Source organism: Verrucomicrobiia bacterium (assembly GCA_036405135.1).
In the GTDB taxonomy this organism is placed as follows: domain Bacteria; phylum Verrucomicrobiota; class Verrucomicrobiia; order Limisphaerales; family JAEYXS01; genus JAEYXS01.
The window spans coordinates 14,941-41,552 of record DASWYF010000002.1 but is presented as its reverse complement, the minus strand read 5'-3'; the positions used below and the strand labels follow the sequence as shown (position 1 = coordinate 41,552).

Annotated in this window: 24 protein-coding genes; 16 read left to right on the top strand and 8 right to left on the bottom strand. The window is 54.7% G+C overall.

Annotation, left to right across the window (positions count from 1 at the left end; genetic code table 11):
- Positions 1-66 precede the first annotated feature (66 nt).
- Positions 67-1,782, bottom strand: coding sequence for an amidohydrolase (locus tag VGH19_00230; GenBank protein ID HEY1169767.1), 1,716 nt, complete (start codon positions 1,780-1,782; stop codon positions 67-69).
- A 3-nt stretch (positions 1,783-1,785) separates the two neighbouring features.
- A complete protein-coding gene (locus VGH19_00225; GenBank protein ID HEY1169766.1) occupies positions 1,786-2,403 on the bottom strand; it encodes a hypothetical protein in 618 nt (205 codons plus the stop codon).
- 158 nt (positions 2,404-2,561) lie between these two features.
- On the opposite strand from VGH19_00225, the gene VGH19_00220 reads away from it, so the two are divergent.
- On the top strand, positions 2,562-3,722 hold the full coding sequence (locus VGH19_00220; GenBank protein HEY1169765.1) for a Gfo/Idh/MocA family oxidoreductase: 1,161 nt from the start codon (positions 2,562-2,564) through the stop codon (positions 3,720-3,722).
- 5 nt (positions 3,723-3,727) lie between these two features.
- On the top strand, positions 3,728-4,531 hold the full coding sequence (locus tag VGH19_00215; GenBank protein HEY1169764.1) for a hypothetical protein: 804 nt from the start codon (positions 3,728-3,730) through the stop codon (positions 4,529-4,531).
- On the opposite strand, the gene VGH19_00210 is transcribed toward VGH19_00215, so the two are convergent.
- Positions 4,532-5,116, bottom strand: coding sequence for an MOSC domain-containing protein (locus tag VGH19_00210; GenBank protein HEY1169763.1), 585 nt, complete (start codon positions 5,114-5,116; stop codon positions 4,532-4,534).
- Positions 5,117-5,477: 361 nt separating this feature from the next.
- On the opposite strand from VGH19_00210, the gene VGH19_00205 reads away from it, so the two are divergent.
- The 10 genes from VGH19_00205 (at position 5,478) to VGH19_00160 (ending at position 18,418) form a co-directional block, all read left to right on the top strand.
- Positions 5,478-8,984, top strand: coding sequence for a hypothetical protein (locus VGH19_00205; GenBank protein ID HEY1169762.1), 3,507 nt, complete (start codon positions 5,478-5,480; stop codon positions 8,982-8,984).
- Positions 8,985-9,181: 197 nt separating this feature from the next.
- On the top strand, positions 9,182-10,132 hold the full coding sequence (locus tag VGH19_00200; GenBank protein HEY1169761.1) for an alpha/beta hydrolase: 951 nt from the start codon (positions 9,182-9,184) through the stop codon (positions 10,130-10,132).
- 155 nt (positions 10,133-10,287) lie between these two features.
- On the top strand, positions 10,288-10,644 hold the full coding sequence (locus tag VGH19_00195) for a response regulator (GenBank protein HEY1169760.1): 357 nt from the start codon (positions 10,288-10,290) through the stop codon (positions 10,642-10,644).
- The gene (locus VGH19_00190) at positions 10,641-11,174 is read left to right on the top strand and encodes a hypothetical protein (protein HEY1169759.1); all 534 of its coding nucleotides are present in this window, start codon (positions 10,641-10,643) and stop codon (positions 11,172-11,174) included. Before VGH19_00195 ends, VGH19_00190 begins: the two co-directional genes overlap by 4 nt.
- Before the next feature lies 1 nt (position 11,175).
- Entirely contained in the window at positions 11,176-11,916 is a 741-nt protein-coding gene (locus VGH19_00185; GenBank protein HEY1169758.1) for a hypothetical protein, read from the top strand.
- Between the two features lie 91 nt (positions 11,917-12,007).
- Positions 12,008-13,372 (top strand): c-type cytochrome domain-containing protein, encoded by a 1,365-nt coding sequence (locus VGH19_00180; protein ID HEY1169757.1) that lies wholly within the window; start codon positions 12,008-12,010, stop codon positions 13,370-13,372.
- Positions 13,369-15,747, top strand: a complete 2,379-nt coding sequence (locus VGH19_00175) for a hypothetical protein (GenBank protein HEY1169756.1) — start codon at positions 13,369-13,371, stop codon at positions 15,745-15,747. Before VGH19_00180 ends, VGH19_00175 begins: the two co-directional genes overlap by 4 nt.
- A gap of 63 nt (positions 15,748-15,810) precedes the next feature.
- Positions 15,811-16,158: a hypothetical protein gene (locus VGH19_00170; GenBank protein HEY1169755.1), complete on the top strand. Its 348-nt coding sequence runs from the start codon at positions 15,811-15,813 to the stop codon at positions 16,156-16,158.
- A gap of 64 nt (positions 16,159-16,222) precedes the next feature.
- Positions 16,223-16,813 (top strand): hypothetical protein, encoded by a 591-nt coding sequence (locus tag VGH19_00165; GenBank protein ID HEY1169754.1) that lies wholly within the window; start codon positions 16,223-16,225, stop codon positions 16,811-16,813.
- Positions 16,814-16,819: 6 nt separating this feature from the next.
- On the top strand, positions 16,820-18,418 hold the full coding sequence (locus VGH19_00160) for an NAD(P)/FAD-dependent oxidoreductase (GenBank protein HEY1169753.1): 1,599 nt from the start codon (positions 16,820-16,822) through the stop codon (positions 18,416-18,418).
- 158 nt (positions 18,419-18,576) lie between these two features.
- Here VGH19_00160 and VGH19_00155 read toward each other — a convergent pair whose 3' ends face one another.
- Positions 18,577-19,557: a radical SAM protein gene (locus VGH19_00155; GenBank protein ID HEY1169752.1), complete on the bottom strand. Its 981-nt coding sequence runs from the start codon at positions 19,555-19,557 to the stop codon at positions 18,577-18,579.
- A 179-nt stretch (positions 19,558-19,736) separates the two neighbouring features.
- Between VGH19_00155 and VGH19_00150 the strand changes: the two genes are divergently transcribed.
- Positions 19,737-20,462 (top strand): glycosyltransferase family 2 protein, encoded by a 726-nt coding sequence (locus tag VGH19_00150; protein HEY1169751.1) that lies wholly within the window; start codon positions 19,737-19,739, stop codon positions 20,460-20,462.
- Here VGH19_00150 and VGH19_00145 read toward each other — a convergent pair.
- Positions 20,443-21,138 (bottom strand): methyltransferase domain-containing protein, encoded by a 696-nt coding sequence (locus VGH19_00145; GenBank protein ID HEY1169750.1) that lies wholly within the window; start codon positions 21,136-21,138, stop codon positions 20,443-20,445. The genes VGH19_00150 and VGH19_00145 overlap by 20 nt on opposite strands.
- A gap of 122 nt (positions 21,139-21,260) precedes the next feature.
- Here VGH19_00145 and VGH19_00140 point away from each other — a divergent pair, with 122 nt between their 5' ends.
- Positions 21,261-22,289, top strand: a complete 1,029-nt coding sequence (locus VGH19_00140; protein ID HEY1169749.1) for a ThuA domain-containing protein — start codon at positions 21,261-21,263, stop codon at positions 22,287-22,289.
- A gap of 7 nt (positions 22,290-22,296) precedes the next feature.
- Entirely contained in the window at positions 22,297-23,064 is a 768-nt protein-coding gene (locus VGH19_00135; GenBank protein HEY1169748.1) for a carbon-nitrogen family hydrolase, read from the top strand.
- Positions 23,065-23,108: 44 nt separating this feature from the next.
- Here VGH19_00135 and VGH19_00130 read toward each other — a convergent pair whose 3' ends face one another.
- The 3 genes from VGH19_00130 to VGH19_00120 are packed head-to-tail and all read right to left on the bottom strand — an operon-like array spanning position 23,109 to position 25,726.
- Complete coding sequence (locus VGH19_00130; GenBank protein ID HEY1169747.1) at positions 23,109-24,062, bottom strand: pyridoxal-phosphate dependent enzyme; 954 nt, start codon at positions 24,060-24,062, stop codon at positions 23,109-23,111.
- Between the two features lie 6 nt (positions 24,063-24,068).
- On the bottom strand, positions 24,069-25,346 hold the full coding sequence (locus VGH19_00125; GenBank protein HEY1169746.1) for a PQQ-binding-like beta-propeller repeat protein: 1,278 nt from the start codon (positions 25,344-25,346) through the stop codon (positions 24,069-24,071).
- Positions 25,325-25,726 carry a hypothetical protein gene (locus VGH19_00120; protein HEY1169745.1) on the bottom strand — a complete coding sequence of 134 codons (402 nt, stop codon included), beginning with the start codon at positions 25,724-25,726 and terminating at the stop codon, positions 25,325-25,327. Before VGH19_00120 ends, VGH19_00125 begins: the two co-directional genes overlap by 22 nt.
- A 282-nt stretch (positions 25,727-26,008) precedes the next feature.
- Between VGH19_00120 and VGH19_00115 the strand changes: the two genes are divergently transcribed.
- The gene (locus tag VGH19_00115) at positions 26,009-26,581 is read left to right on the top strand and encodes a DNA-3-methyladenine glycosylase I (protein ID HEY1169744.1); all 573 of its coding nucleotides are present in this window, start codon (positions 26,009-26,011) and stop codon (positions 26,579-26,581) included.
- Positions 26,582-26,612 lie beyond the last annotated feature (31 nt).

The window sequence follows — 26,612 nt, the reverse complement described above, 5'->3', positions numbered from 1 at the left end:
GTGGTGAGGGCGGAAGTGGCGGTGGTGTGGGCATGTGCGTGTTCCTTGTGTCGGCCTTTGAACCGGTTACTTCTTATATACTTGCTTGCCTTCGACCCACGTTTGCAAGACTTGAGTGTCTTTCAGGTCGTTGATGGGGCACGTGAGGAGGTCGCGGTCGACTACGATGAAGTCGGCGCGTTTGCCGGGTTCGAGGGAGCCGATCTCGTCTTCCCAGAAGAGGAGGTGGGCGTTGTTGCGGGTGTAGAATTGGATGGCTTGCTCGCGGGTCAAAGCTTCTTCGGGGTGGAGCTGGCCGTCATACCACTTGGCTGAACGGGTGATGGTGGTCCACATACCGAGGAAGGGATTGTAGGGATTGATGGAGCGCAGGGAGCCGATCTTTTGCATGTGATCGGAGCCGCCACCCGCGATGACGCCCGCAGCGAAGAGGCTGCTGAGGGGTTGGAAATAGCGGAGGCGATCGTAGCCGAATTGTTTCACGAGGGTGCGGGTATCGAGGTAAAGCCAGGCGGGCTGGATATCCACGACGACGCCGAGCTGGGCGGCTTTCGCGATGGCGTCGTGGGTCATGAAGTTCGAGTGGGTGACGCAGAGGCGGAGGTCTTTGATCGTTTTCTCTTTGTTCACCTCTTCGTAAACGCTCATGAGGGTCTCGACAGCGCCATCGCCGACGGAGTGAGCGGTGAATTGCAGGCCGTGTTGCGCGGCGCGCTGGACCATCTTCAGGAGTTGATCGCGGGGGACGTTGAGCACGCCTTTATATGCGGCATCGGTGATGCCATACATCTCGCTCTTGCCCCAAGGCTGGAGCATGTAGGCGCTGCCGGTGAGCATGCCGCCATCGAGCCAAATCTTCGTGCCGATGAGGTGAACCCACGGATCGTCTTTCCGCAAGGGATGCATGCCGATCTGGTCGATGGCTGCGAGAATCTTCTCCATGGAACCGATGGTGGGGAACGTGTGCGAGAGGGCGAGTCGCACGGAGAGATCGCCCTGATCACGCATCTGTTGGTAACGATCGAGGGAGGCTTGGTTCGCGCCGCGATCGCCCACGGCGGTGATGCCGATTTCGTTGTAGCCGCGAAAGAGTTCGCGGGTGCGCGAATAGGTGTCGGCCTCGGTAGGCGATTTGCCGGAGGACTTTACCTTCGCATAACGCGTGATGCCGCGCAGGAGTCCAGTGGGTTCGCCTTGAGCATCCTTTTCAAGGTAACCGGGGCCTCCGTCCTTCACGGTGAAATCGCGATCGATGCCGCTGAGCTTGAGTGCGAGGGTGTTGAGCATGGCATCGGGACCGGTGCGGAAGTAGATGGGATGTTTCGGTGCGACGCGGTCGAGTTCCTCACGAGTGGGATAACGCTGCTCTTGCAGGCGCGTGATGAAGACTTGTTGGAGTTCGAGCCATTCGCCTGCGGGAACGATCTTCGCGCGAGCAGCGAAGTAATCGAGCACGTCCTGAATGGTCTCCATGTCCGGGATGAGGTGATCGAACTCGGTCATCGCGGCGGCGGGATGCACGTGGGAATCGATGAGGCCGGGCAGGAGCATCTTGCCGTGGAGATCGATGAGCTTGGTGCCGGGCTTGCCGAGCGGGAGGACGTCGTCGTTATCACCCACGGCGAGGATCTTGCCCTGCTTGATGGCGAGGGCTTCGGTGACGGTGAACTTCGCATCGACGGTCACGACCTTGCCGCCGTAGAAGATGATGTCGGGAACGTTGCTCTGGGCGAAGGCGCTTAGGTGCAACAGAAGTGTGGCGAGGATGAGTAAACGGGCCATGGCTCAAGTGGTTAAAGGGCTGGCGGGAGGGAGTTTCTCGCGCGGAGGTTGCGTGGCGATCTGGTGGAGGATCAAACCTAAGGCACTGCCGAGGCCGAGACCGTAAGCGAAACCCCAGAGCATTGCGCCGAGTTTGAAGCGGTCGGTTTTGGAAAGGGAAGAAAGTGTTTCAATTCCTGAAGGACTCTTGACCCAATGATACAAGCTATCACCGGCGAAGTAACCGAGGGAGTGAAGCACGATCACACCGAAGAGAAGAAGAATGCTGGCGGGATGAGTGTTCGTTTGGCGCAAAAGCAAAGCGGCGAGTGCAGCAGGGCCGATGATGGAACCAACCCATTCACCGGTTTTGCCACGCAAGATAAACCACGCGGCAGACCAGAGAATGGAGTAGGTCATGAAAGCGAGAGTGAAGGCGCTGTAAAACTTCGCCAACGTGATGCGATGTGCAACCAAACCATGAAGCAGCAAGCCGGAAAGCCCGATGAAGACGATGGCGCAAACGAGGTAAAAACCTCCTTCACCGAGGTTTTTATAAAACCAACTTCCGCCCAAAGCCCACAAACCGAAAACCACCAGGCTGGTGATGGTGAAGCGCCACGTGGCTTGAAACACGGTCATAGCTGCTGACGGAGGGTGCGACATGGGTTCATGGTGGCATGGATTTAAGAGATTGAAAAGCAGTGGAATGAGGTCGATTGGCAAAAGAATCCGCTTGCCCCGCTTTTTCCCGGGAAGCGATACTGGCGGCTCAACTGAAGCATTCGATTTTTACGATCATGAGCAAAGTTCGCGTCGGCATCATCGGCATGGGAAACATGGGCAAGTATCACGCAGACTACTTGCTGGCGGGCAAAGTGAAGCGGGCGGAACTTACCGCCGTGTGCAGCACCTCGCCCGGAAAACTCGATGCCTACAAGGCGAAGGGCGTGGAGATCTTCGGTGACGGCGAAGCGCTCATCAAGTCCGGCAAGGTAGACGCGGTGCTCATCGCCACGCCGCATTACCAGCACACGACGCTCGGCATCTCAGCCATCAACGCAGGCGTGCATGTGATGGTGGAGAAACCGATCTCGGCGCATAAGGCGGATGCGGAACGGCTCATCGCGACGGCGAAGGCGAATCCGAAAGTGAAGTTCGCCGCGATGTTCCAGATGCGCGCGGAGCCGCGTTACGCGAAGATCCGCAAGATGATCCAAGATGGCGAGATGGGCACGATCATCCGCGTGAACTGGATCATCACGGACTGGTTCCGCAGTGATGCCTACTACTCCAGCGGCGGTTGGCGCGCGACGTGGAAGGGTGAGGGTGGGGGTGTCTTGATCAATCAATGCCTGCACCAGCTCGATACGCTTTACTGGTTGCTCGGTGCACCGAAGAGCGTGCGCGGCTTCTGCCAGCTCGGTCGTTTCCACAATATCGAGGTGGAGGACAACGTGACGGTGTTCTTGGAATGGCCGAACAAAGCGACGGGCGTGTTCGTCAGTTCCACGGGTGAATTGCCGGGCACGAATCGTTTCGAGATCGCCGGCACGAAAGGCCGTCTCGTCCTGGAGGATGGTAAGCTGACCTTCACGCGCAACGAAGTTCCGGCTGACGAATGGAACAAGACGTCGAAGATCGGTTTCGCGAAGCCTGATGTGTGGAATGTGTCGATCCCGTTCGGTAACGCGGATGTGCCGCATGCCGCGCTCATGACGAATTTTGTGGAGGCCATCCTCGATGGCACGCCGCTGAACTGCGCGGGTGAAGAGGGCCTCGGCTCAATCGAGCTCGCGAACGTGATGCTCTACTCCTCGCTCATCGGCCAGACGGTGGAACTGCCGATGGACAGCGCAGCGTATGAAGCGAAGCTGAATGAACTGATCGCGAACTCGAAGTTCGAGAAGAAAGTCGTGGAAGTGGTGAACGAGGATTTCTCGCAGTCGTTCAGGAGATAGATTCCATGCGCTACTTCGTCCCGGACATCAGACTGGCCGACGAAGAATCTCGCCAGAGTGAAAAACTCGGCGGTGTGCCGTGGGGATTGCCTGCGGCAAAATGGCCTTTATGCAAGGATTGTGGGAAACCGCAATCCTTGCTCGCGCAGTTCGAGCATCATCCGCTGCGTTTGGATTTAGGTCGGGCAGGTAGAGTTCTATTTGTTTTTCAATGCGATCATGATCCCGGTGCTTGTGAAACTTGGAGTGCTATTTCCGGTGCGAATGCCTGTTTCGTATTAGAGCCTGAAGAACTTCTGCAATCTGTTACTCCACTTCCTCCTGACAGTTTTGAACCGATGCTGGAAGTACGAGTCGCAAGATGGATTGAGAAAGAGGATGACATAGATCCAAATTTAGCCGGTCATTTCTTTGAGGATAAAACTTATCTTAAACTTCCAGAGGAAGTTGTTGGCAAGTGCACTACTGGAGCACGATTGGGTGGTGTTCCATCATGGATACAGAGTCCGGATGAAGGTCCTAGAGCTCCGTGGCGGTTCGTTGGGCAATTGGATAGCACGTATAGTTTCTATCAACCGCCTGCTAAATCTCAAACTGCCACCACTAAAGGGATCGGCTGGAAAGTTTTCGGTTCTGTATTTGGGGTAACTGATAAGCCGGCCAGCCCGGTTCATGAAGATGAAAAACACTTTGAAGGAAGAACTCATTGGGCTCAGGGCCCAAATTTCGGTGATGGCGGTATCGGTTATGTTTTTCTGAAAATGACGGACGGAGTGCCCGAAGGGCTTTTCTTCTGGCAATGTGGATAATTACGTCTGCGTAGGACGAATCACATGTATCGTGGAGTTGACTGCTACTTCTCCCGCTTCCACCACTCGCCAATAAATCCCACGCCGGTTCTGATTGCGCGTTGCCTTGGCCGCCACGAATTTCAGCGCGCCATTGCCGAAGCGGGCGTTGAACTTGGCGCAGCCGTCATGTGGCATGGGCGTGACTTCGATGAGCGCTTTGCCTACGCGGATGCGGGTGCCGGTGGGCAAATTCTCCGCTGTGATATCCAGGTCCACGAACAGGCTGTCGCCGAAGAGGGTGAGCGATTGGCCGTTGGCGATGAGTTCCGCGACGTCGTGGCGCATCACGGCCAGTTGGGCATCGGGCAGGCGATCGGGATTGCGGCCCCAATTATCATCGGGCAGGCCTTCTTCGGGGGAGAGAATGGTACGCTCCAGAATCACCCGCGTTTTGTCGGCGTCGCGGCGCATGAGGAAGGTGACTCGTCCGCTTTCTTTCGGTGCAACGGGAAGGGCCAGCAGGCCGGTTTCCAAATCTTCGAGTGTGCGATGCCGTGAAGCATCGCCAGTCGGTCCGAAAGGTTTCTGAGTTGTATCAGCCATGGCCAATTTTCGCGACACTAGTGCACGAGGTGCGGTTGCGCAAGTGCCCCTGATTGGCAGGCCTCCCGACGAGCCCTGCCCTTTCCTCGCATCTACGCTACCGAATTTAGAGCGATTCAAGAAATGCTGTAGCCGATTGTCTGAGGAACGGATCGAGCGGTCTTTTTGGGTCAGGGCTTCGTTACAGCTCAGTCACTGACGGTCATTGGAACTTGCTCCTTCGCCAAAGCCTCGCCCTACCCCAAAAAATCCTCGCACCAATCAGCCACAGTATTTCTTGAATCGCGCTATGTGCAGAGACTCCAAAGTTTAAAAACACCTTCCCTTCTGACCTCGCACCTCTGTTATTGGTTCCATAAGGATGCCAAACGATTCCATTGAATCACCCAGCAGGAATTTCGGTTTCCAGCCCTCAATTCAAAACTTTAAACTGAGAATAAAACACCTATGTTCTTCCTTTACCGACAGCGAGTTGTCAGCACTGCAAACAATACCAAATCCAGACAGGAAAACCGTCAATCTTGCTAAAATTTACAATATCGATCAAATCACTTATCCTACAACCACATCCATAGAACCAACCGTAGGTAACTCGCTTTTACCCCCTTTACCGCTGGTATTTCTATTTGCTTTCCCCCATTTAAAACTAGTTCAATTCTCCCAATCAGTGTTGGAGGCCAATCAGGCGTCTGTCACCGAGCTGGTCACTCAGTTGTATCATGACATGAGGCGTTATCTCAAATCATCGCTTTGGCTGCTCATAGTCGTCATTGTGGCGTTTTACACCATTACCAGCCACGCCTTGGAAACTCCGCCCAACCTTCGCTGGCAGCACACCATCTCCACCAACGAAAACACCCTCCTGACTGACTGCAAGATTTTGCCAGATGGAAACATCGCCATCGCGGGCAAATATAAAGGAACAGAGCCCTTGTTCGGCTCCGCGCATGTGAGCGGCCATCATCCTGTCAGTGGCACTTTTATCGCCGTGAACACGCCCGCAGGTGAGCTGCTCTGGCTGCAGCGCATGGTTGGGGATGCCCTGCCAAAATTGTCCACCGATGACAACGGCAACATCTGCCTTAGCAATTACGCATTTGAATCTGTCACCCTGCTGGGTACCACCATCCCGGCGGAAACTGATGCCGCTGTCCTCTACACCCTCGTTTTGAAACCTGACGGCACGTTGGAACGGCTCTCCCGCTTAGGCCGTCTGGAATTCACCCCCGATCATCCGTTCGATAGTCTGAAAACTCTTTTCCTGCCAGAAGACGACGGGTATCTCGTCGGCCTGGAATTTCGCGGCAAGCTCAAAATCGAAGAGACGGAACTCATCAGCTCTTCCCCCGGTCAGGATGTCCTCTGGTTGAAGATTGGAAATACCGGCCAGTTCGTCTGGCACCATCAATTCCGCAGTCCTTACTACACATTCCTTGGCTCTCTCCAAAAGACACCCGCAGGCGACCTGCTCGGCTATGTGAACTGGATGGATGATGGCACCTTTAACAGCACCACCTACGACATCGATGGCATGCGCTCCCATAGTCTTCTGGTACGCCTGGCCTCTTCCGGTGCAGTTCAATCCGCCACCCATGTCAAAAGCGACATCTCCGCTGGGATAGCCGGCCTGCTGCGCAATACTTCCGGTGATCTTGTTTTACAAATCATCGGGGCAGGCACATTGAATGTTGGCGCAAACATTTCCTTTCCCCTGGCAACTCCATTGTTCAACACCGACTCCAGCATCACCATCGCCTGCGTTTCCTCAGATCTGACCGCGCGACTCTGGCAGACGGACTTCAATCCCGGCCACTTCATCTTCTCAACCACAGATCTGCGTGCCGACGCGGCTGGGAATATCTACACCGCCATGTCAACCCATTACCAAAGCGTCTTGGCGGGCCAGCTCATCCAGCAAAACCTAAAGTATCTGACACTTTATCCGACCATGCTGCTGAAATTGAGTCCGGTGGGAACGCCGCTTTGGATCCGCACCGCCTCCGCCGGCCGCTGTGCAACTTTGGACATCACCGCCACAGGCAAAAGCTACCTGTTCACTAATCCCGATTTTGCCACATCTGACAGCACCTTCACCAGCCTCGCCTCTTCTCTGCAGACATCAGCTCCGGAATTTCACGCTCGTTCGCTGACCAATCAGGTCGTCGCCACCGGCTCCACACTGCATCTGAATCCAGTCGTGAACGGCGCTGCAGACACGATATTTTACTGGTTCAAGGATGATGAGCCCCTTACCAACTCCTCCTTTAGCTCACTCATACTTACCAATGTCAGTTCCGCAGATTTAAGCTCTTATACCCTCATCGCCAGCAACCAGTTTGGTTCTATTTCTGCCGGTCCGTTCAGATTCACCCTCACGCCACCTTCACGGCTGTCAGACATCGGAACTGCCGATCATATCAATACAGAACTGCTCTATCGCATCGATGGACGATTCTCTCCCAACGGGAAAAATCACGTTGTCGCGGGTTTGTCCTACACCCCTATATTTAGAGGGCCTGAATACTACCTTCATGGCGAAACCAACATGACCTTCTGTCTGCTCCAGATCGGAGACAGCCCGTCTCGTTTCTTCATGGCCGGAACTCCCTCCACTGGAAACAACCCTAAAGCTGTCATCACGGATGCTGGCACTTGCTTCGTCGTCGATGGTATTGCCAGCACAACCAAAGGCTGGATCGCGAGCTACGATCAGAACGGCAACAAACTGTGGGAACACGTCACCACCGGAGGAGCCGTGCATTTCTCGGACATCGCTGTCAATTCGCAAGGCCAGCTCTGCGTCCTGGCTTCCAGCGAAATGAACTTTACGATCAATTCTTCCACCATCACCGGTGGCGGCATCTATCTGCTCAAATTCTCGATCGCCGGCGAGCTTATGAGCCACCAGAAACTGCTCAGTCCCTCCGCCAATCTGGTGTGGCTCGGTGTCGAAAACCTGCGTTTGGCTCCGGATGACAGCATCTTCATCTCCGGCCGCCGCTCAGACTCTCACTCACTCATTGCCGCTGACGGCACTACGGTCCCGCCCGCAGTGAACAAACCGCTCTTCCTCGCTCATTTCAATTCTTCCGGCCAGATGCGCTGGTGCAAAGTATTGCCTGAACATTTCTTCCATTTGATCACTCCCATGGATTGTGATGTCCATGGTGTCGTCTGGATTCAAAGCATCACCGGGCAAACCACCCTGCCAGACCTTCCCCCCCTCGAAGCAGATCGCGGCGGCATCGTTGTGATCCGGTGGAACAATGATGGCACACTGGCCTGGCACCGCCTGATCGACAGCCCGGGAAAGCTGGAAATAGCCCACGCCGTCACACTGGATGCTGCTGGAAACATGATATTGGGCTTGGGAACGGAAGGAATTCTCACTCTCGGCGGACAGACTTTTCCGCTGAATGACGTCTCGTCATCTCATTTGGAATCGTTGCTGGTCCGTTTTTCAAAAGATGGGGATTATCTGGACGCGTGGAGACCCGCCGCAGATGGGCTTAACGTGATCGCCAGTCTCACTCTGGACCCAAAAGGACGACTGCTGTTCACCGGCGTCTTGGGCTGGACCTCCGATCCTGTCACCACCTTGCAAATGGGTCATTCCCGTTTTACTCAGGATATCGGCTCGGGCGGATTCTATGGCATCACGGCTCCTTTGGGGCCACCGCTGTCTGTCAAATCTGAGGGCGGCAGTCTGCTCCTGAACTGGTCCCCATACCTTTCCGATTTCACCCTGGAATCCAGCCCCTCACCCAATGGCCCATGGACACCAGTAACGAACACGACCAGCTACATCTCCATCCCGACCGACACCTCCACCAGCCAGTTCTTCCGCCTGAAACAACAGTCGGAATAACGCCTGTCTCTAAGTCTTTGGAGTGCTGCGGCATGGTATGTCTTCCGCCCGAGGCGGCTTGACGCTTCAACTCCCTCCTCTCGCTGTTCGATATTCCCCTGTTTTCTTTTTGCGGCCATCCCTCTCCCTCAGGTGCGACCTTCTGCGATAGTTGACGATGTATCCTGTGGCGTTGACCGGCGTCTGATGCTATAAGCATGAAAGCCATGAAAACCGTCACTTCTTTTCTTTCACTTCTCCTGATAGCAGCTCTTATGATTTCTTCGGCCTCAGCGCAGGAAAAGAAAAAACAGGCGGAACCACCCTTCAAACCCGAGGGTGCTGTGATCAATGCTTACAAGACAGTGGGCGGAACAAAGTTGAATCTCTATGTCTTCAATCCGCCCGACTATAAGCCGGGCGACAAGCGGCCGGCTATCGTGCTCTTCTTCGGCGGCGGATGGCGGAACGGCTCTCCGAAGCAGTTCGAGCAGCAGTGCCGTTACCTCGCCTCTCGCGGCATGGTTGCCATCACTGCGGATTACCGCGTATCCAGCCGCTTTGATGTGAAAGCCAAAGATTGCGTGATTGATGCCAAGGATGCCGTGCGATGGGTGCGGGAAAACGCAAAGCAGATGGGCATTGATCCCAAACGAATCGCCGCAGGCGGCGGTTCAGCGGGAGGACACATCGCCGCTTGCACCGCTGTGGTAAAGGGCTTTGAAGACAAAGACACGAAGGTATCCTCGGTGCCGGACGCGCTGGTGCTTTTCAATCCCGCTCTGGTGCTTTCACCGTTTGAAGGTGGTGAACCATTGCCAGGAGAACGGATGGAAAGTTTGAAGGAACGCATGGGCACGGAACCCAAGGAGCTTTCGCCGCTGCATCACGTGAAAAAAGGTGCGCCACCCACGATCATCTTCCATGGCCAGGCGGATACTACGGTCCCCTACTCCACGGCGGAGGCGTTCACAAAGGCTATGAAGAAAGAAGGAAACGAATGCGAACTGAAGGGTTATGAAGGACAGCCCCACGGGTTCTTCAATTTCGGTCGCACGAAGCAGGACCACTTCAAGCAAACCCTCACCGAAACAGACAAGTTTCTCCTGAAGCTGGGTTGGTTGAAGGGTGAGCCACAGGTGAATAGCTTCAGGTTTGCCCAGTATTGACGATAGAAGAAGGTAGCAGAAATGTCATTCCTGCGTCATACTGTTGACGCATAGAGCGGACATGCTTGCGGCCGGACAATTTATGGTTGGCCGCACCGGCCTGAGCCTTTTGGCACGGGTCTTGCGTCTGCCTGAAACCAGTTGTGAATAAGGATATGAAAACAATCCTCATCGTCGATGATGATGACTTGCTGCGGGAGATGCTCGGGGAAGTTCTCCGGATGGAAGGCTATGATGTGACGGAAGCCACGGACGGCAAGACGGCGCTCAAACTCGCGAAAAAGAAAACCTTCGATGTGGTGACACTGGATGTGGCCCTCGAAAAAGAAGACGGTCGCGCACTGGTGGATCCCATCCGCGAGCTGCAACCGAAAGCAAAGATCTATCTGCTGACCGGGATGGATGAGCCTGAGTTGAAGAGCAAGGCAAAGCACCATGCCGACGGGCATTTCTCCAAGGCGCAACCGATGGAAAAACTGCTGGCGAAGATCGCAAGCGGAGGTGCCAAATGACCGGTTTCCTGGACAGGATGCGGATCAACAAGCGTCAGAAATTACTGACAAACAGCCTGCTCAGCGACAAGCCGGAAGCGATCCACGAGGTGTTCACACCGGAAGAGATCGCGGCTTACCGCGTAAGCGAGGAAGTTTACCAAAAGTATAACAAAGGCGAGGAGCGGACGGTGTTGACAGTAGCGAACAAAACAGCGCTCGCAGTGGCGCTCGATGCGATGAGTCATCGCATGGTGGATTACCTCGCCCCGGTCTATCAGGGGAATCCGGTGGTAGTCTACTACGAGACGCAGACTGTACGCGGATTAATCAGTCAGGACAAAATTCGCCAGACAAAATTCAAGAGCATCCAGAGGGCGCAAGCGACTTTGAGCCAATATCTGGAGCGCTGGAATGAAACGCATCACAAGGTGCTCTTCCTGACGGATAACAAGCATAAGAAAAAACGCGAAGCCTACGAACTGACACTCACCGCTTTGCGGGAAGAATACGGCATCCGCGGCAGTGAATTCGGCCGACACAAGTACTGACATGTTATCACAATATCTCAACCTGCTCGGCAGCAAACCGCACGAGACGATCTACAAGTTCTTCACGAACTTGCATTTCACGAACGGATTGTTCGTGGCGATCGGGTTCAATGAGGCGAAGCCGCTCAAAGGTTTCCGCGTGTATAACCGCACGTTCCGCATCGCGCTATTCGAACAGAATCCTTTCGAGGAAAAACAGATCAAGGCGCAGAACTGGCTGGCGGGAAAAGGCTTCGAGTATCACATGGTGAAGCTGAGCAAGAGCCAGAGCATCGAGACGGTGTTCGTCCCGAAAGTGGGCGGCACGCGGGTGGTTAAGGCGGCGACGACGGATGAAGAGACGTTTCATGCTTATAAAAATGCGGAAGCCAAACCAGCAGGCAGACCGGGCTTGCTGAATCAGAAGAAGGAACTGGACGAAGTGGTGGTGGAGACGCGGGTGTTCGACCACTTTAAGCTCGCAGCAGACATCATCAGCGTGGCTCCTGATCACTTCGAGCGTGAGGTGTTCGAAGGCATGACGGCTACTATCCAGAAGTATCAGCCGATCATCGTGGTGCCGAATCTTCTGCCTACGATCTTCGATGTGCATGAGATGCTCATTGAACGGAAATACAGGGCTTACTCGTACGACGCGGGCAAGAATCGCGTGATCCCTTTCGAGAACAATACGAAGGCCGAGCAACTTATCTACATCCATACGTTCATGTTTGAGACGGATGTGCCGCTGGATATGGATTGAGCAAGCATAAGGCGGGAGAGAAAATTACATCTGCCTTCGCATGATTCTCTATTGCCGATGAGCAGCGTGAACGGCACGCTGAAATCATCGCATGAAGTCTTGGTCCAATCGTGTCCTGTGTCTGCTGATGACGGTGGTTTTCACCACGGCCATCAGTGCCTTCGCAGCACCGGATTACGCAGTCATTCACGAGATTTTCCAGAAGCAATGCGTGGAATGTCACGCAGCGCAAGATCCTGAAGGCGGTTTCGTGATGGAAACTCATGAGACAGTGTTGAAGGGTGGCAAAGAGGGCGTAGTGGTGATCCCGGGCAAAGCGAGCGACAGCTTGCTCGTGAAATTCCTCGAAGGAAATTCTGGTCGCAAAGGAAAGAATCAGTTCATGCCGCCCGGCAAACGCGATCATCTACCAACCAAAGAGATCGCACTCATCCGCGAATGGATCGATGCGGGAGCCAAGCCGCCCGCACAAGCGATGGCCTCGCGGAAGGAATTGAAGGTGCCGAGCATCGCGCCGAAGAAGGAGCCAAGGCGTGCGATCAAATCGGTGGCCTGGTCGGAGGCGGCGGGGTTGATCGCCGTGGCGCGATATGGAGAGGTAGAGTTGTTTGTACCGGGCATGACTTCACCGAAATTTAAATTGGAAGGTCATGTAGGTGCGGTAAATGCCGTGGCTTTCTCTCGAGATGGCAAACATCTCTTCGCGGCGGCAGGACAAACGGGTTTGTTTGGTGAAGTTCGGCATTGGGATGTGGCCACAGGTAAGTTCGTGAAAGTGTTCGAAGGACATCTCGATGCGCTTTACGCGGTAGCGGTTTCACCGGATGGCAACTTGCTCGCGAGTGGCGGCTACGATCAGCAAATCATCCTGTGGGATGTGAAAGAAGGGAAACCCGTTCGCACGCTCAAAGGCCACAATGGTTGCGTGTATGATCTTGATTTCCGAAGCGATGGAAAAATCCTCGCCAGCGTCAGTGCAGATCGGACGGCAAAGCTATGGGACGTAGCAAGTGGTGAACGACGTGATACGCTGAGTCAGTCGCTGAAGGAGATTTACAGCGTGGCGTTCAGTCCCGATGGAAAAAGGCTAGCGGCGGCGGGCGTGGATAATCGCATCCGCGTGTGGGAAGTCAGCGAAAAGGCCACGGAGACGACCAATCCCCTGCTCTACTCGAAGTTTGGTCATGAAGGTGCGATTCTAAATCTCGCCTTCTCGCCCGATGGCAAATGGCTCGTCTCCACCGCCGAAGATCGCACGGTGAAGCTCTGGGATTTCCGACCGATGCGCGAAGTGCGTGTGTTAGAGAAACAAACGGACTGGGCTCCGGGCATCACTTTCGCGAAGCAAGGACAGCAGATTGTCGTAGGCAGATTGGATGGAACGTTGGGACTTTACCCGACAGTTTCTGGTGAGACTTCTGCTCCTGCATCGCGGCTTACCCAAACAACTCCATGAAATCATTTCGCCTCATCACAGTTGTTTGTCTGGCGTTTGCTTGCGCCATGAACGGCGTGGCCCAACCCGCTGCTGAAGCGCAAAAGAAGATGACGCCTCCGCCTCCGAAGCCGACTTTGGAAAAAGCAGCGGTGCGTGGGTTGCAGCGTGGGATGACGAATCAGGTAAGATTGATGGGGAAAGACTTGAGTGCACTGACTGAAATCAAAGCGCACACGCTTGGAATTCAAGCGACTCTGCTCTCCGAACCGAAAGCCACAGCAACTGCAGCATGGGCGAATATCTTCGTACCGGAGAAAACATCGCGTGGTCCGGTCGAAGTGTCGGCCCTTAATGCCCAAGGCGAAAGCGCACGCATCAAGCTCTACGTGGATGTGCTGCCGCAAACGAGTGAAACGACGAACACAATCACCCAGCTTGCCCAATTGCCCACCGGCGTTTGGGGAGAACTGGCGCCGCTGGGTGACACAGACACATATGAGTTCAACGCTCGCGCAGGGCAGCAGATGGTATTTGAACTAAGCGCAAAGGCAGTCGCCTCCGGCATGCCCAATCCCAGTATGCGACTCATGGATGCGCAAGGTGCTGCAATCGCTTCTGCACAACCGCTGATGACGGGTGAGGATGCGTTCCTGATCCACACCTTCAAGCAAAGTGGCACATATCGCATCGTCGTATCTGATTCCACGTTAGCCGCCACGAAAGACCAATTTTATCGGCTGTCCATTGGTGAACTGCCTTTTGTCACCTCACTTTATCCCAACACTGTGCGACTCGGCGAAAGCACCCGCATAGAAATTCAAGGTGCCAACATCAGTTCCCAATCGAGCGTGCAGATCGAGACGAAAGCCAAGGGTGAGACGGCCATTCCCCTGCCCGATGATTTCCGCAGCCGCATTCCATTGAAAGTGCTGGCCGAAGAATGGCCGACTCAATTGGAACGCGAACCGAACAATTCTCCAGGTGAATCGCAATCGGTCAGCATTCCTTCCATCACCAGCGGCCGACTTTTGAAGACTGCGACTGGAGCAGATGCAGACTTGTATCGTTTCGATGCGAAAGCAGGCGAGACACTGATGATTGAAACTATGGCCGCGCAACGTGGTTCACTTGCCGATACAAAGATCGAAGTGCTGCATGCAGACGGAAAGAAAGTCGAGCGTGTCCTCCTGCAAGCCACGCGCGATTCGTGGAACAAGTCCGTGCGCACCGTTGATCCTACCGCTGTGGAGATTCGCACAGAGTTCTGGGAGGAGATGGAGCTGAACCAGTATCTCTACATGGCGGGCGAAGTAGTGAAATTGTATCGCTGGCCGTTCGGACCCGATTCCGGTTTTCACATGTATTTCCGCAATGACAAGCGTGTGAATTACTTCGATACCACCGGCGCATCCCACGCTCTCTATGAACCTTTCTATATCGTGGAACCGCATCCTCCCGGCACCAAGCTCGTGCCCAACGGCTTGCCTGCGTTCACTCTTTATTACGAGAACGACGATGACAGCATGCGCGATATGGGCACGGATTCGCGCTTGATGTTCAAGGCTCCGAAAACCGGCACCTACCTCGTGCGTGTGACTGATAGCCGCGGGCAGAATGGTGATTTGAACAATTATCGCCTCACCGTGCGCCCTGCCCAGCCTGATTATCGCGTGCAAGTAAAAGGAGTGAATCCATCCGTGCCTCCGGGTAACGGTCGTGCGATCACCGTCGAGGTCGATCGCTTGGATGGTTTCGAAGGCGAAGTGCGTGTGGATATCAAAGATTTGCCTGAAGGATTTTACTCCTCATCCCCCATTGTCGTGCAAGCCGGACACTTCTCCGCTGAAGGCCTTCTTTTCGCGCTCCCAGATGCCAAGGCCCCTGCCATGGCCGATGCTACCAAGGCAAAAGCCGTCGCCACCGCTCAGATCAATGGCCAGTCCGTGACCCATGAGGCAAACAGCTTGGGCACATTAAAATTGGATGTGGCTCCTAAATTTTTGATCAACTTCATCGCCACTAACACGACTACTGCAACCATCGGCTCTCAGGTGATTCCTGAGATCGTCATTCACCCGGGCGAAACCATCGGAGCCATGATCAAGGTGGTGCGCAATGGCGAGACCAACCTCATCAACCTCGATATGGACAATCTCCCGCACGGCGTCATCGTGGATAACGTCGGTTTGAATGGCGTACAGATCCGCGCAGGTGAAGATGAACGCGAGATTTTCCTCATGGCTTTCAAATGGGTGCCCGAAATGGACCGTTTATGCCAAGTCGTCGTGAAGTCCGCTCGTGCCACGGCAGGCAGCCAAGGTCTGCAAACTTCTTTCCCCGTGATGCTCAAGGTGAGGCACAAGAAAGCGCCCGCTACTGCTAGCACCCGTTAGCCATCACACGCCAAATTGCTTTTCAGTCTCCATCTGGTCACGTATAGCAGGAGCCATCACTCCATGGACGACGAGAAATATTATCAAGCCGTAGCCGATGAATTGCGTGAAGGCCGCATCAATGACGGTCTTTGGACCAAGGCATTGGCGCGTTGCCAAGGAGACGAGAACAAGACCAAGGCCACCTACATCCAGTGGCGTGTAGAGCAGATCATGCAGGCGGAGAAGAAGGCTGGTTACCCAGGTACAATTTCAAGCGGTGAAGAAGAGACAGAAACAACCTCTACCCCTCCAGCCACCACGAATCCCGCCCTCACCGTCATCAAATGGATCGTCATCGCCATCCTCGTCGGTGTTATTGTCTGGGCCGTGAAGTTTTTGCTCTGGCCAAAGCTGCAAACCTACATGTAGGCCCATTCGCCTCTGGCCGTTTTTCAAGGTTGTTAGTGCCCACAAGTCACGCTAGTTTCGTCCCATGCGTATGACCGCTCTGTTCCGCTCCTTCGGGGTTGCTTTGGCGACCACCTTTCTACTTGGAAATACTTTCACTGCCACTGCCGATGACAAGACGGCCTTTGATCTGGCCAAAGACGGCAATAAATATGTCGGTGAACAAGCCAAGGACAAGGTCGTCCAGATCCGTTCGGACAAGTCCGTAGGCAGCACCACGCCCAATGTCTGGTATGTGGTCTATCGCGATGAGACCGCCACTATGAAGACGGTGGAAGTGAAGTTCGGCGCGGGCAAGATGATGGATGTGAAACGCCCCATGCGTCTGCTGGAACCCATTTCAGACAAGAACAACATCCTCGACGAAAAGAAGCTCAAGACGGATTCCGACAAGGCTTTGAAGGTCGCCCTCAAGGAACCGATCTTGGAAAACCTGAAGATCACTGCTTCTGAAATGAAGCTGGAACGCGGCGCCATCGGTGAGCCCGTCTGGAAAATCTCCCTCTGGGCCGCCAAGCTCAAGAGCAGCAAAGACGTCAAAGTCGGTGAAATCTGGCTGGATTGCGAAAATGGCAAGGTCAGCAAAATTGACATCACCCCGAAACGCGTCGATTAATTTCCCGTGAACACACCCTCTCCTGCCGCTCAGGAATACGATGTGATCGTCGTTGGTGGCGCCCTTGCCGGCGCTGCTTCCGCCTTCATTCTTAAGCAGGAGAATCCCAAACTTCGCGTGCTGGTACTGGACCGTCGCGAGGAATTGCAACGTCGTGTGGGTGAAGCGACCATTGAGATCAGCACTTACTTCCTCACGAAGGTTCTTGGCCTCACGAAGTATCTGAATGAATCGCACCTGTGCAAACACGGGTTGCGTTTCTGGTTCGCGAACGAAAAGACCAAGACCATCGCGGACTGCGCCGAGATCGGTGGTAAGTATTGGTCTCGCGTCCCGGCCTATTTGGTGGACCGCGCGACCCTCGATCAGGAAGTCCTCAATCGCGCTGTCGCTGCCGGTGCGGAACTGATCCGTCCCGCCACGGTGCATGAGATCAAACTGAAAGCTGGTGGCCAGCAACAGGTCATCGCCAAGGTGGATGGTGTCCAAAAGACTTTCTCCGCCCGCTGGGTCATTGACGCCTCCGGTGTCGCCGCTTTCCTCGCCCGTCAGGAAGGCTGGTGGCGGCGCAATGAAGCACATCCCACAGCCACCATCTGGTCCCGCTGGACGAATGTTAAGGATTGGGAAAGCGTGGAACTGCGCCGCCGTTTCCCGAAATGGTCCATGAGCTGCCATGGTCAACGTGGTGCGGCCACGAATCACCTGATGGGCCGTGGTTGGTGGGCGTGGTGGATTCCGCTGAAGGGCGGCGATGTCAGCATCGGTGCCGTGTTCGATCAACGCACGTTAGAGATTCCCGAAGGCGGTCGCCCCCATGAACGCTTGAAGAAGTTTTTGATGGAGCATCCGGTTGCTGCGGAATTGATGCGCGATGCCGAACCGACGGAAGGAGACATCCACACGCGCCGTAATCTCGCTTACTACAGCACCACGTTCGCAGGCGATGGTTTTGCGCTCGTCAGTGATGCCGCGGGTTTCCTTGATCCTTTTTACAGCCCTGGCCTCGACTGGCTTTCCTTCAGCGTTTCCGCCGCAACGAACATGGTGTTAAAAGCGAACATGGGCGAAGCCGTTACGCCAATGGTCGAGCGGATGAACAAGGATTTCAACCGCAGCTACCATCGCTGGTTCGATGCGATCTATCGCGACAAGTATCATTACATGGGCGAGTTCGATCTGATGCGCACCGCCTTCTTGCTCGATCTCGGTCTTTACTATCACGGCGTTGCCTCCCAGCCGTTCAGGCGCGGAGATATCGCTTTGCTGGAGCCCTACTATTCCACACCGCCCTCCACGCCGTTTTATCATTTCATGCGGACGTACAACCGCCGCTTCGCCGCCATGGCGCAGTCACGGTTTGAACGCGGTGTGGCTGGTCAGATGAATGATAGCCGTCGTTACATGTTCCCTGGCTACACATTTGAACTCGGCACGCTGAAGTTCATCGTGAAAGCCGCGCTCTATTGGGGCTGGCTGGAGATCACTGAAGGCTGGCGCACGTGGTTCGCCAAACCAAAGTCGGATGGTCAGATGAAGGAGAAGACCGAAGTTACGCCCGCTTCAACTCCGAAAGAAGTCGTTGCTCAAACGACGGTGCTGTAGGAGCGTGCCCGTCCTCGGGCACAGCAATGGCCATAAGCACAGTTGGCTTACGTCTTATTGGAAACACCCGAACAGAATTCTTTTCTATTATCCCTAACTTTTTCGGGAATCACCAGTAGCATTTCACCTTGCTGTGGCCGAGGACGGCCACGCTCCGCTTAAGCCGTTGCTAATTGCCGTTGCTGGCGATAATGCTCCGCCAAACCAGTCTCCGAAGGCTGCAGATTCTCCTGCTCCAACGCTTTCAAGATGCGCCCTTCCGTCATGATGAAACGGTCGCGCTTGTAGAGCACGTAGTCCTGGCGCACTTCGCTCGGCGTCATATTGATCGTAGCGAGATTCGCTCCCGTCCGCCAGCCGCGGCGATACCCCTCCACCGGGTCTGCCAAATTCATCGCGCTAACCACAGGGATAACCCAATCTGGACGCATCAAGCGCATCGCGGCCATGCTGTTCAGGACCAGTTCCACATCTGCCGTCGTCTCTTTAGCCAACGGAGTAGATTCACCTGGAATGAACGGGCTGACGCTGCAACCGGCCAAGGGAAGTGACGTCGCTAGGGCCAAATTCTCCAACACATCATCGATATTTTGCCCGGGCAGACCGGAAATAAACCCCGAACTCACGTTCCAGCCGCGTTCCGCCAAATGGCGGATGTTCTCTATGCGTTCATCAAACGTGCCAGGTGCATGACGCAGCGCGTAATTCGTGCGATTTGCAATCTCGAACTTGATGATGTAGATGCTCGCTCCCGCATCCTGCAAGGCGGTGTAAAGCTCCTGATTCAGCGTCCCCAAGCACACGCTCAAACCAAGATTCGTCTCCCGTTGAAGAATCTTGAGTAACGGCAAAACGACTTCCCGCACAGCAACCGGATCTTCACCCGTCTGGATGTTCAGATCAGTGACACTGGGAGGACGATGCTCGATCACCATCTCCGCCAATTGCTCTGCTTGGCCGCGAAAACGATGCAGCGATTTGTTATCGCGACGCATGCCGCAATACTCGCAGTTCTCCCGGCAGAAATTGGAAACCTCCACTACCGCGCGGACAAAGGCTCGACGACCAAACCGTTCATCACGCGCCTCCGTGGCCCGTTTCATCCACTGTTCCTGCTCGGCTCCGCGAGCGGTCAACATCCCGGCTGTTGGTAGGAATAATGAATCCATCTGCTTCCCAATTAAGCCATAACTATGCCAGCGGCAAAGGTTTAATTTCATCGAACATCCATTCGGCCCTGCTCCGAATAGTGGATATTCCTCTCCCCGCTATCCTTTGCTTGTTCATGCGTCCTGCACTACGATAGCCTTCGGGCCACATGAACTGGGCGCAACAATGCATCGTCATCATACCGTGCTTCAATGAGGAGCACGGCCTGAACGCATTACTGCCCAAGCTGCGCCGGTTTCTCCCAAATATCCTGATCGTAGATGACGGCTCCACGGATGGCACTGCCCTCGCCGCTGGTCGTCATGGTGCCCAAGTCCTCTCCTCCTCGGTCAATCAAGGCAAAGGCACCGCCGTGCGTCAGGCATTGGAACACGTTCGTCGTCAAGGTTACGCTTGGACCTTGGTCATGGATGGTGATGGCCAGCATAGCCCGGAAGATATCCCCAGTTTCTTCGCCCGTGCGGAATCATCCCCTGTGGACCTCGTCATCGGCAATCGCATGGATCAGTGTGAAAACATGCCATTCATCCGCCGCTGGACGAATCGCTACCTGAGCTATTGCATCTCCACCTTGGTGGATCAGTCCTTTCCCGATACCCAATGCGGCTTCCGCCTCATCCGTCTGGATGCCCTGAAAGGCGTAGACCTGAACACCACCGGCTTCGAGATCGAATCAGAAATGCTCGCGCAGATGGCCTTGGTCCAACGCCGCATTGACTTCGTGCCCATCGCCACGATTTACAAGGATGAGCAGAGCAAGATTCATCCGATCCGGGACAGCTTGCGCTGGTATCGCTGGCTCTTCGCAATGAAACGCGCCACCTCCGCTCCTCTAGCGGCTGACGCCGATGCGCTCAAGCCGTCGCAGGCTTGACCGCTTGTAGGACCACTCGCGCGACTCGGTCCACGCGCACACTCGCTTCATTGATACCCGCTTGCTTGGCCATCTCCAGCCATTCTGGCGGACGCCACCCCTTCTTCACGGAGAGTAATCCGTCATCACGAAAATCCTTTGGCGCACGAAGGCAGATCAACGTGCCCCACACCAGCAGATACATCGGCACCGTGCGATGCAGGTCATAGATCACCACCATCTTCCGTGCGACCCGATACGCCTCCCGGAAATGATCCACGACTCCCTGCGGCACATCGAGGTGATGCGTCATCTGTGCCGCGATCACGACATCGAAACTGTTATCCTTGAAAGGCAGCGCCAAGGCGGAACCCACGACCCGTCGAGGGCTTTCGCTGAGACTAAGCGCCAGCGGGCTAAGCTCCAGATGGGTCACATCCCATTGCCAATCCTTCGTTTTGGCCCACGCTTCCAAGGTGTCACCTAGTGAGCAATCCCCGGCTCCTAAATCTAGTACGCTAAGATTGCGGCAATTCTCTTCATCTACTGTAGCGGGGATAAGACGCTGGAAAGGCTCAGCAAAACGAAAGAGACGGTTCACGCGTGCAAGCTGTTCATAGCCTTCACGTACGACGTCCAACGTGCGCCCGGGAAGATCGAACTTCTCGGGTTCAGTGGCACGTTGAGCGAACAGCATGCTTCATCCCTAGAATATTCACCGCCTTCACTCAAGCCAAAGCCGCCGCAAAAATGAATCTTCTATTGTCTACCGCAGTCCAAAGGTTTAATCATCTGGGCACACGAAAGCCCCGAATCACTATGAAATGCCTCCGCAATCTTTGGCTGGCCCTTGTCATGGGCATGGCCGTCACTGCCGCTAATGCCGCTGAATGGGTCACTTACGAAGGCGGCAAAGGCCCCGGCAAGGGCAAGCACATCGTTTTCCTTTCCGGCGATGAGGAATACCGCTCGGAGGAAGGTCTGCCCATGCTCGCGCAGATTCTCTCTGTGCATCATGGCTTTAAATGCACGGTGCTGTTTTCGCTTAATGCGGCCGGTGACATTGATCCCGATGCCCAGAAAAATGTCCCAGGCATGGAAAACCTGAAGAGCGCCGATCTCGTCGTGATGCTCTTTCGTTTCCGCGAATTGCCGGATGATAAGATGAAGTATTTCGTCGATTACTACCTGAGCGGCAAACCGATCATCGCCCTCCGCACGAGCACTCATGCCTTCAATTACGGCAAGGACAGCACCAGCATCTACAAGCACTACGGCTGGAACAATTCCACCTGGAAAGGCGGCTTCGGCAAGCAAGTGCTCGGTGAAACTTGGGTCGCCCACCATGGCGCACATAAGAAGGAAGCCACCCGCGGCATCATCGTAGACTCTGCCAAGGACCACCCCATCTTGAAAGGTGTGGCCGACATCTTCGGTGATTCGGATGTTTACACCGCCACCCCGCCGGAAGACGCCAAAGTTCTCGTCCTTGGCCAGGTGCTCGCAGGCATGAATCCGACCGATGCTCCCGTGGAAGGCAAACAGAAGCCCACGGATAAATTTGAAAAGAACAATCCGCTGCAGCCGGTTGTCTGGACGCGCGAATACAAGAACGAAGCAGGCAAGACGAACAAGATTCTCACCACCACCATGGGTGCTGCGACCGATCTGCAAAACGAAGGCCTGCGACGCCTGCTTGTGAACGGTGTTTTCTGGTCTCTCGGTATGGAGAAACAGATTCCTGCCAAGGCCGATGTGACTTACGTAAGCGAGTTCAAGCCCACCATGTATGGCTTCAAAGGCGGCAAGAAAGGCACCAAGCCTTCTGACTACGAGCTGAAGAAGTGAGTGGCCGATGAAGGTTTACTCCGTCCAACTCAACACGGTCTGGGAAAATAAGCCAGCCACCTACGAGCGCGCTCGCAAGCTGGTCTTGGATGCCCAGCCAGTCGCTGGTTCGCTCATCGTCCTGCCGGAAACGTTCTCCACCGGCTTTAGCTGCAACCTTCCCGTCACAGCTCAAAGCGGTGAACGGGAGGATGAAGCCTTCCTCTCTCAGCTCGCGCAGGAGACGAAATGCACCATCACGGCAGGTATCGTCTCACGCATTAATCCACAGAAGGGATGCAATGAGTCGGTGACGTTCGGGACGGATGGCAAACTCGTCGCCCGCTATCGCAAGATTCACCCCTTCAGCATGGGCGGTGAATTGGATGTCCATCAACCCGGCACGGAGATTGTGACGTTTGAGTTGAACGGATTCACCGTCGCACCCTTCGTGTGCTACGACCTGCGTTTCCCAGAGATCTTCCGAAGTGCCTTGGATAAAGGCGTGAACCTCTTCGTGGTCATCGCGAACTGGCCGGTGAAGCGTGATCGCCACTGGACCACGCTCTTGCAGGCGCGCGCCATTGAAAATCTCGCGTATGTCGTAGGCGTGAACCGTTGCGGCACCGATCCGAATTTCTTCTACTCCGGTCGCAGCCTCGTAGTTGACCCGCACGGCATCATTATCTCCGATGCCGGCGGCGAAGAACGTGTGGTGACGACTGAGATTGATCTGGACCTCGTGCAAAACTGGCGACGCGACTTCCCTCCCCTACGCGATCGACACTGGAAGTAGTGGAGCGCCTAGCTCCAGCTCGGCTTAATTCTCATAGCTTAGAATCACTGCTTCACCCAAGGCAGCTTGTCCAAGTCCACATTCCCTCCCGAAACGATCACACCCACGCGCTTGCCCTTAAACTCTTCCGGATGCGCCAGCACCACCGCCAGCGGCACTGCTCCTGAAGGCTCTACCACGACCTTCATTCGCTCCCACATCAAGCGCATCGCCGTAACAATCCCTTCTTCACTCACGGTCAGAACCTTGGAAACGTGATGACATATCAGCGCGAACGGGATTTCGCCGAGCGACGTGCGCAATCCATCGGCGATCGTTTGTGCCTGCTGCACTGATACGATGCGACCGGATTGAAACGAGAGAAACGCGTCATTCGAGTTTGCAGGCTCTGCGCCCCACACTTCGATCTTGGGTTGCAATGACTTCACGGCAAGAGCGGTGCCGCTTAACAATCCACCACCACCGACAGGAGCCAGCACGACGTCCAAATTCTTCGCCTGCTCCAGCAATTCCAGTGCAGCCGTTCCCTGCCCAGCCACGATGTGCGGATGATCAAAAGGCGGAATATAAACCGCTCCAGTCTCCTTCAACACGCGGGCCACTGTCTCTTCCCGAGCCGACAGATTGGGCGCACAGAAAATGACCTTCCCGCCGTAACCTTCCACGGCACGGATCTTCACAGCGGAAGAATTCTCTGGCATCACCACATACGCTGGAATCTTGCGCCAAGACGCAGCCATCGCGAGGGCGGCTCCGTGATTGCCGGATGAATGCGTCGCGACACCTTTGGCCGCCTGCTCATCGATGAGTTGAAAGATCGCGTTAGTCGCTCCACGAGCTTTGAAAGCCCCAGCCTTTTGCAGATTCTCGCATTTGAAGAATAAGGATGAACCCGTCATCGCATCAAGCGATGAAGATGTCAGAACTGGCGTGTGACGCAGCCAAGGACGGATGCGCTCCGCCGCGGCTTGAACATCCGCGATAGTGGGCAGGTCCACGCGCGGCTATTCCTTCAATGAGATGGCGCTGATGAACTTGTTGTCGCGCACGTAAACGACACCATCCGCCATCGCGGGATTGGTCCAGTTCACGCCGCACACCTGAGTGCGGGAAATCTCGCGATACTCTTTGGGATCGGCGATGAATTGGATCAACGCGCCCGTATCCGTAAGCATGATGATATTCTTACCCGCCACGATCATGCCTGCATAAGCCTTGCCCGCTGCGCTGTTGATCAGTCCATCCTTAGACCAGGCAATCTCGCCGGTTTTAGCGTTCACGCAGATGATATTCTTCGTGGGCCCGACACCATAGATGTGTTCACCCACTACTACCGGGCACGCGAAATTGATGGCCGCATTCTTGTTCAGCCAGGCCTGTTCCGCTTTCAAGCCCTTGCCCTCTTTGCCGATGCGGATGCCATACACACCATGCATGTGAGAGGAGACCATCACGATGTCATCCACCACGATCGGCGCAGTGACGTGACGGGCGAACTTCGTATCGATCGGAAAACGCCAGAGCAGCTTGCCATTGTCTGGATTCAGACCGATGACACCATGTGCCGTGAAAAAGATGGCATGATTTACTCCTGCGATTTTGGTGACCAAAGCACCGGCATAACCCGCCTGATCATTCTGCGACCGCCAGTTCTCCTTGCCATCCTTCTGTGTCAACGAAACGACACTCGCTCCGTTCGTTCCTCCCGCTTGGATGATGATGTTATTGCCCAAAAGAATGGGAGAACCGTTATTTCCATGACGGCTCGCGCCATTGGCGAGCAGGTCTTTAGTCTCGCCGTAGAACAGAGCGCCGTAGTCTGTGACGAAGTTCTTTCGCCAAAGAAGTTTGCCCGTCTCCACGTCGAGACATTTGAACTCTCCACGGCAGGACGTCACATAGATGCGCTTGCCGGAAACACTGGGTGTGCTACGTGAGCCTTTGCCTTGAGTATCGGAATAAGCCTTGTCCACGTCATGCTTCCACAGGTCTTTGCCGGTAGCAGCATCGAAGGCCCGCAGGACTTCCATGTCGCCCGGTTGCTCGAGGATGAAGACACGGCCATCAGCAACTACCGGAGAACCCACGCCATCGCCCAACGCCGCTTTCCACAAAGTCTTGGGTGTGGCGGGAAGTTTTTCAGGAGCCCAATTCTTGGCCGGAAGATAGCCATTGGCCTGAGGGCCGCGCCACTGCGGCCAGTCTTCAGCGTGGGAAAGTAAAACACTGCCGGACAAGGCGACGAGGAGGGTCGCCGACTTTAAGAAGCACTGGGAAAGCATGCCTGCGAATTGACGGGATTTGTCGCGCTTGCGTCAAGCTGTAAAGCCGCTTCACGCTCACGCATCGCGCGCTTCACCAGATGAATGGCACGTTTACCCGAAACTCGCAGTTTGAAATGGCGACGCAGCAAACCATACTCCGGCCTTTGATACCGCTCATTGTCCACCTCCAGATGAGCTTCTTGGGCCGAGGTCACAGCTCCCAGACGCCGGATGAATTCCAAATCCTTGCTGAAAAATCCCCGCCACACTCGCCATACGATGCGGGCAAAAAATTGGGCATGCGGATAGAGCGTCTTCCAAAAGACATCTTCCTCGAAACTGGCGGAAGTTTCCTTATGCGTCTGCTTCCAAATCTCCAAAAAGGTCTCTGATTGCACGACAAATTGATGTTTAGCTTGGATTATGCCAGCCAAGGCCGACCGGCCCTATTTTGTTCTCATATTTTGAAGCACTTATCAATGATTGTTTAGTTACATTTTCGAAACCTTCAAATCGCGCAAATTGCACATTTTCAAGAACTAACAGATTTTCTATAGCCATATGTATTAAGGTCAATTTCAACCACCCTGCCTAAAGGTTGCTGGCAAAATCGGTACAACTCACCAAAATCTGCTACTGACATATGGCTGTCATCTGGTTATGGCATTCTTGCTCTAATTATGAATCAGCCACGCTGCCCATGGCCCACAACCGATCTTTACCTCGCCTATCATGACACTGAATGGGGCGTGCCGCTGCATGACGATCAGCGACTCCTCGAAATGCTCATCTTGGAAGGTGCCCAAGCTGGACTGAGCTGGATCACCATCCTGAACAAGCGAGAGAATTACCGGAAGGCATTCGACCAGTTCGATGCCAAGAAGATCGCAAAGTATGATGAAAAGAAAGTGATCGAGCTGCTAGGGAATCCGGGCATCGTCCGCAATCGCTTGAAAGTGGCTGCAGCTATCAAGAACGCCCAAGCCTATCTCAAGGCAAAGGAGGAGTTCTGTTCATTCGATAAATACATCTGGCAGTTCGTGGGCGGCAAACCGATTGTCAATCATTGGAGCAGTACTACAGGTGTCCCTGCCCGCACGAATGAGTCCGATGCCATGAGCAAGGACTTGCTGAAGCGAGGATTCAAATTCGTCGGCTCCACCATCTGCTACGCGTATATGCAAGCAACCGGCATGGTGAATGATCATCATGTGACGTGCTTTAGACATAAGGAATGCGCCAAACTTAAATGACGAATAACCAAGGAATAACTAATGACCAAGC

Coding starts and splice junctions, on each gene's coding strand:
- VGH19_00125 (HEY1169746.1), bottom strand. CDS start 25,346: ATGCTTTCCCAGTGCTTCTTAAAGTCGGCGACCCTCCTCGTCGCCTTG.
- VGH19_00135 (HEY1169748.1), top strand. CDS start 22,297: ATGAAGGTTTACTCCGTCCAACTCAACACGGTCTGGGAAAATAAGCCA.
- VGH19_00155 (HEY1169752.1), bottom strand. CDS start 19,557: ATGTTGACCGCTCGCGGAGCCGAGCAGGAACAGTGGATGAAACGGGCC.
- VGH19_00190 (HEY1169759.1), top strand. CDS start 10,641: ATGACCGGTTTCCTGGACAGGATGCGGATCAACAAGCGTCAGAAATTA.
- VGH19_00200 (HEY1169761.1), top strand. CDS start 9,182: ATGAAAGCCATGAAAACCGTCACTTCTTTTCTTTCACTTCTCCTGATA.
- VGH19_00225 (HEY1169766.1), bottom strand. CDS start 2,403: ATGACCGTGTTTCAAGCCACGTGGCGCTTCACCATCACCAGCCTGGTG.
- VGH19_00180 (HEY1169757.1), top strand. CDS start 12,008: ATGAAGTCTTGGTCCAATCGTGTCCTGTGTCTGCTGATGACGGTGGTT.
- VGH19_00115 (HEY1169744.1), top strand. CDS start 26,009: ATGAATCAGCCACGCTGCCCATGGCCCACAACCGATCTTTACCTCGCC.
- VGH19_00195 (HEY1169760.1), top strand. CDS start 10,288: ATGAAAACAATCCTCATCGTCGATGATGATGACTTGCTGCGGGAGATG.
- VGH19_00145 (HEY1169750.1), bottom strand. CDS start 21,138: ATGCTGTTCGCTCAACGTGCCACTGAACCCGAGAAGTTCGATCTTCCC.
- VGH19_00140 (HEY1169749.1), top strand. CDS start 21,261: ATGAAATGCCTCCGCAATCTTTGGCTGGCCCTTGTCATGGGCATGGCC.
- VGH19_00170 (HEY1169755.1), top strand. CDS start 15,811: ATGGACGACGAGAAATATTATCAAGCCGTAGCCGATGAATTGCGTGAA.
- VGH19_00175 (HEY1169756.1), top strand. CDS start 13,369: ATGAAATCATTTCGCCTCATCACAGTTGTTTGTCTGGCGTTTGCTTGC.
- VGH19_00210 (HEY1169763.1), bottom strand. CDS start 5,116: ATGGCTGATACAACTCAGAAACCTTTCGGACCGACTGGCGATGCTTCA.
- VGH19_00230 (HEY1169767.1), bottom strand. CDS start 1,782: ATGGCCCGTTTACTCATCCTCGCCACACTTCTGTTGCACCTAAGCGCC.
- VGH19_00205 (HEY1169762.1), top strand. CDS start 5,478: ATGCCAAACGATTCCATTGAATCACCCAGCAGGAATTTCGGTTTCCAG.
- VGH19_00150 (HEY1169751.1), top strand. CDS start 19,737: ATGAACTGGGCGCAACAATGCATCGTCATCATACCGTGCTTCAATGAG.
- VGH19_00165 (HEY1169754.1), top strand. CDS start 16,223: ATGCGTATGACCGCTCTGTTCCGCTCCTTCGGGGTTGCTTTGGCGACC.
- VGH19_00185 (HEY1169758.1), top strand. CDS start 11,176: ATGTTATCACAATATCTCAACCTGCTCGGCAGCAAACCGCACGAGACG.
- VGH19_00220 (HEY1169765.1), top strand. CDS start 2,562: ATGAGCAAAGTTCGCGTCGGCATCATCGGCATGGGAAACATGGGCAAG.
- VGH19_00215 (HEY1169764.1), top strand. CDS start 3,728: ATGCGCTACTTCGTCCCGGACATCAGACTGGCCGACGAAGAATCTCGC.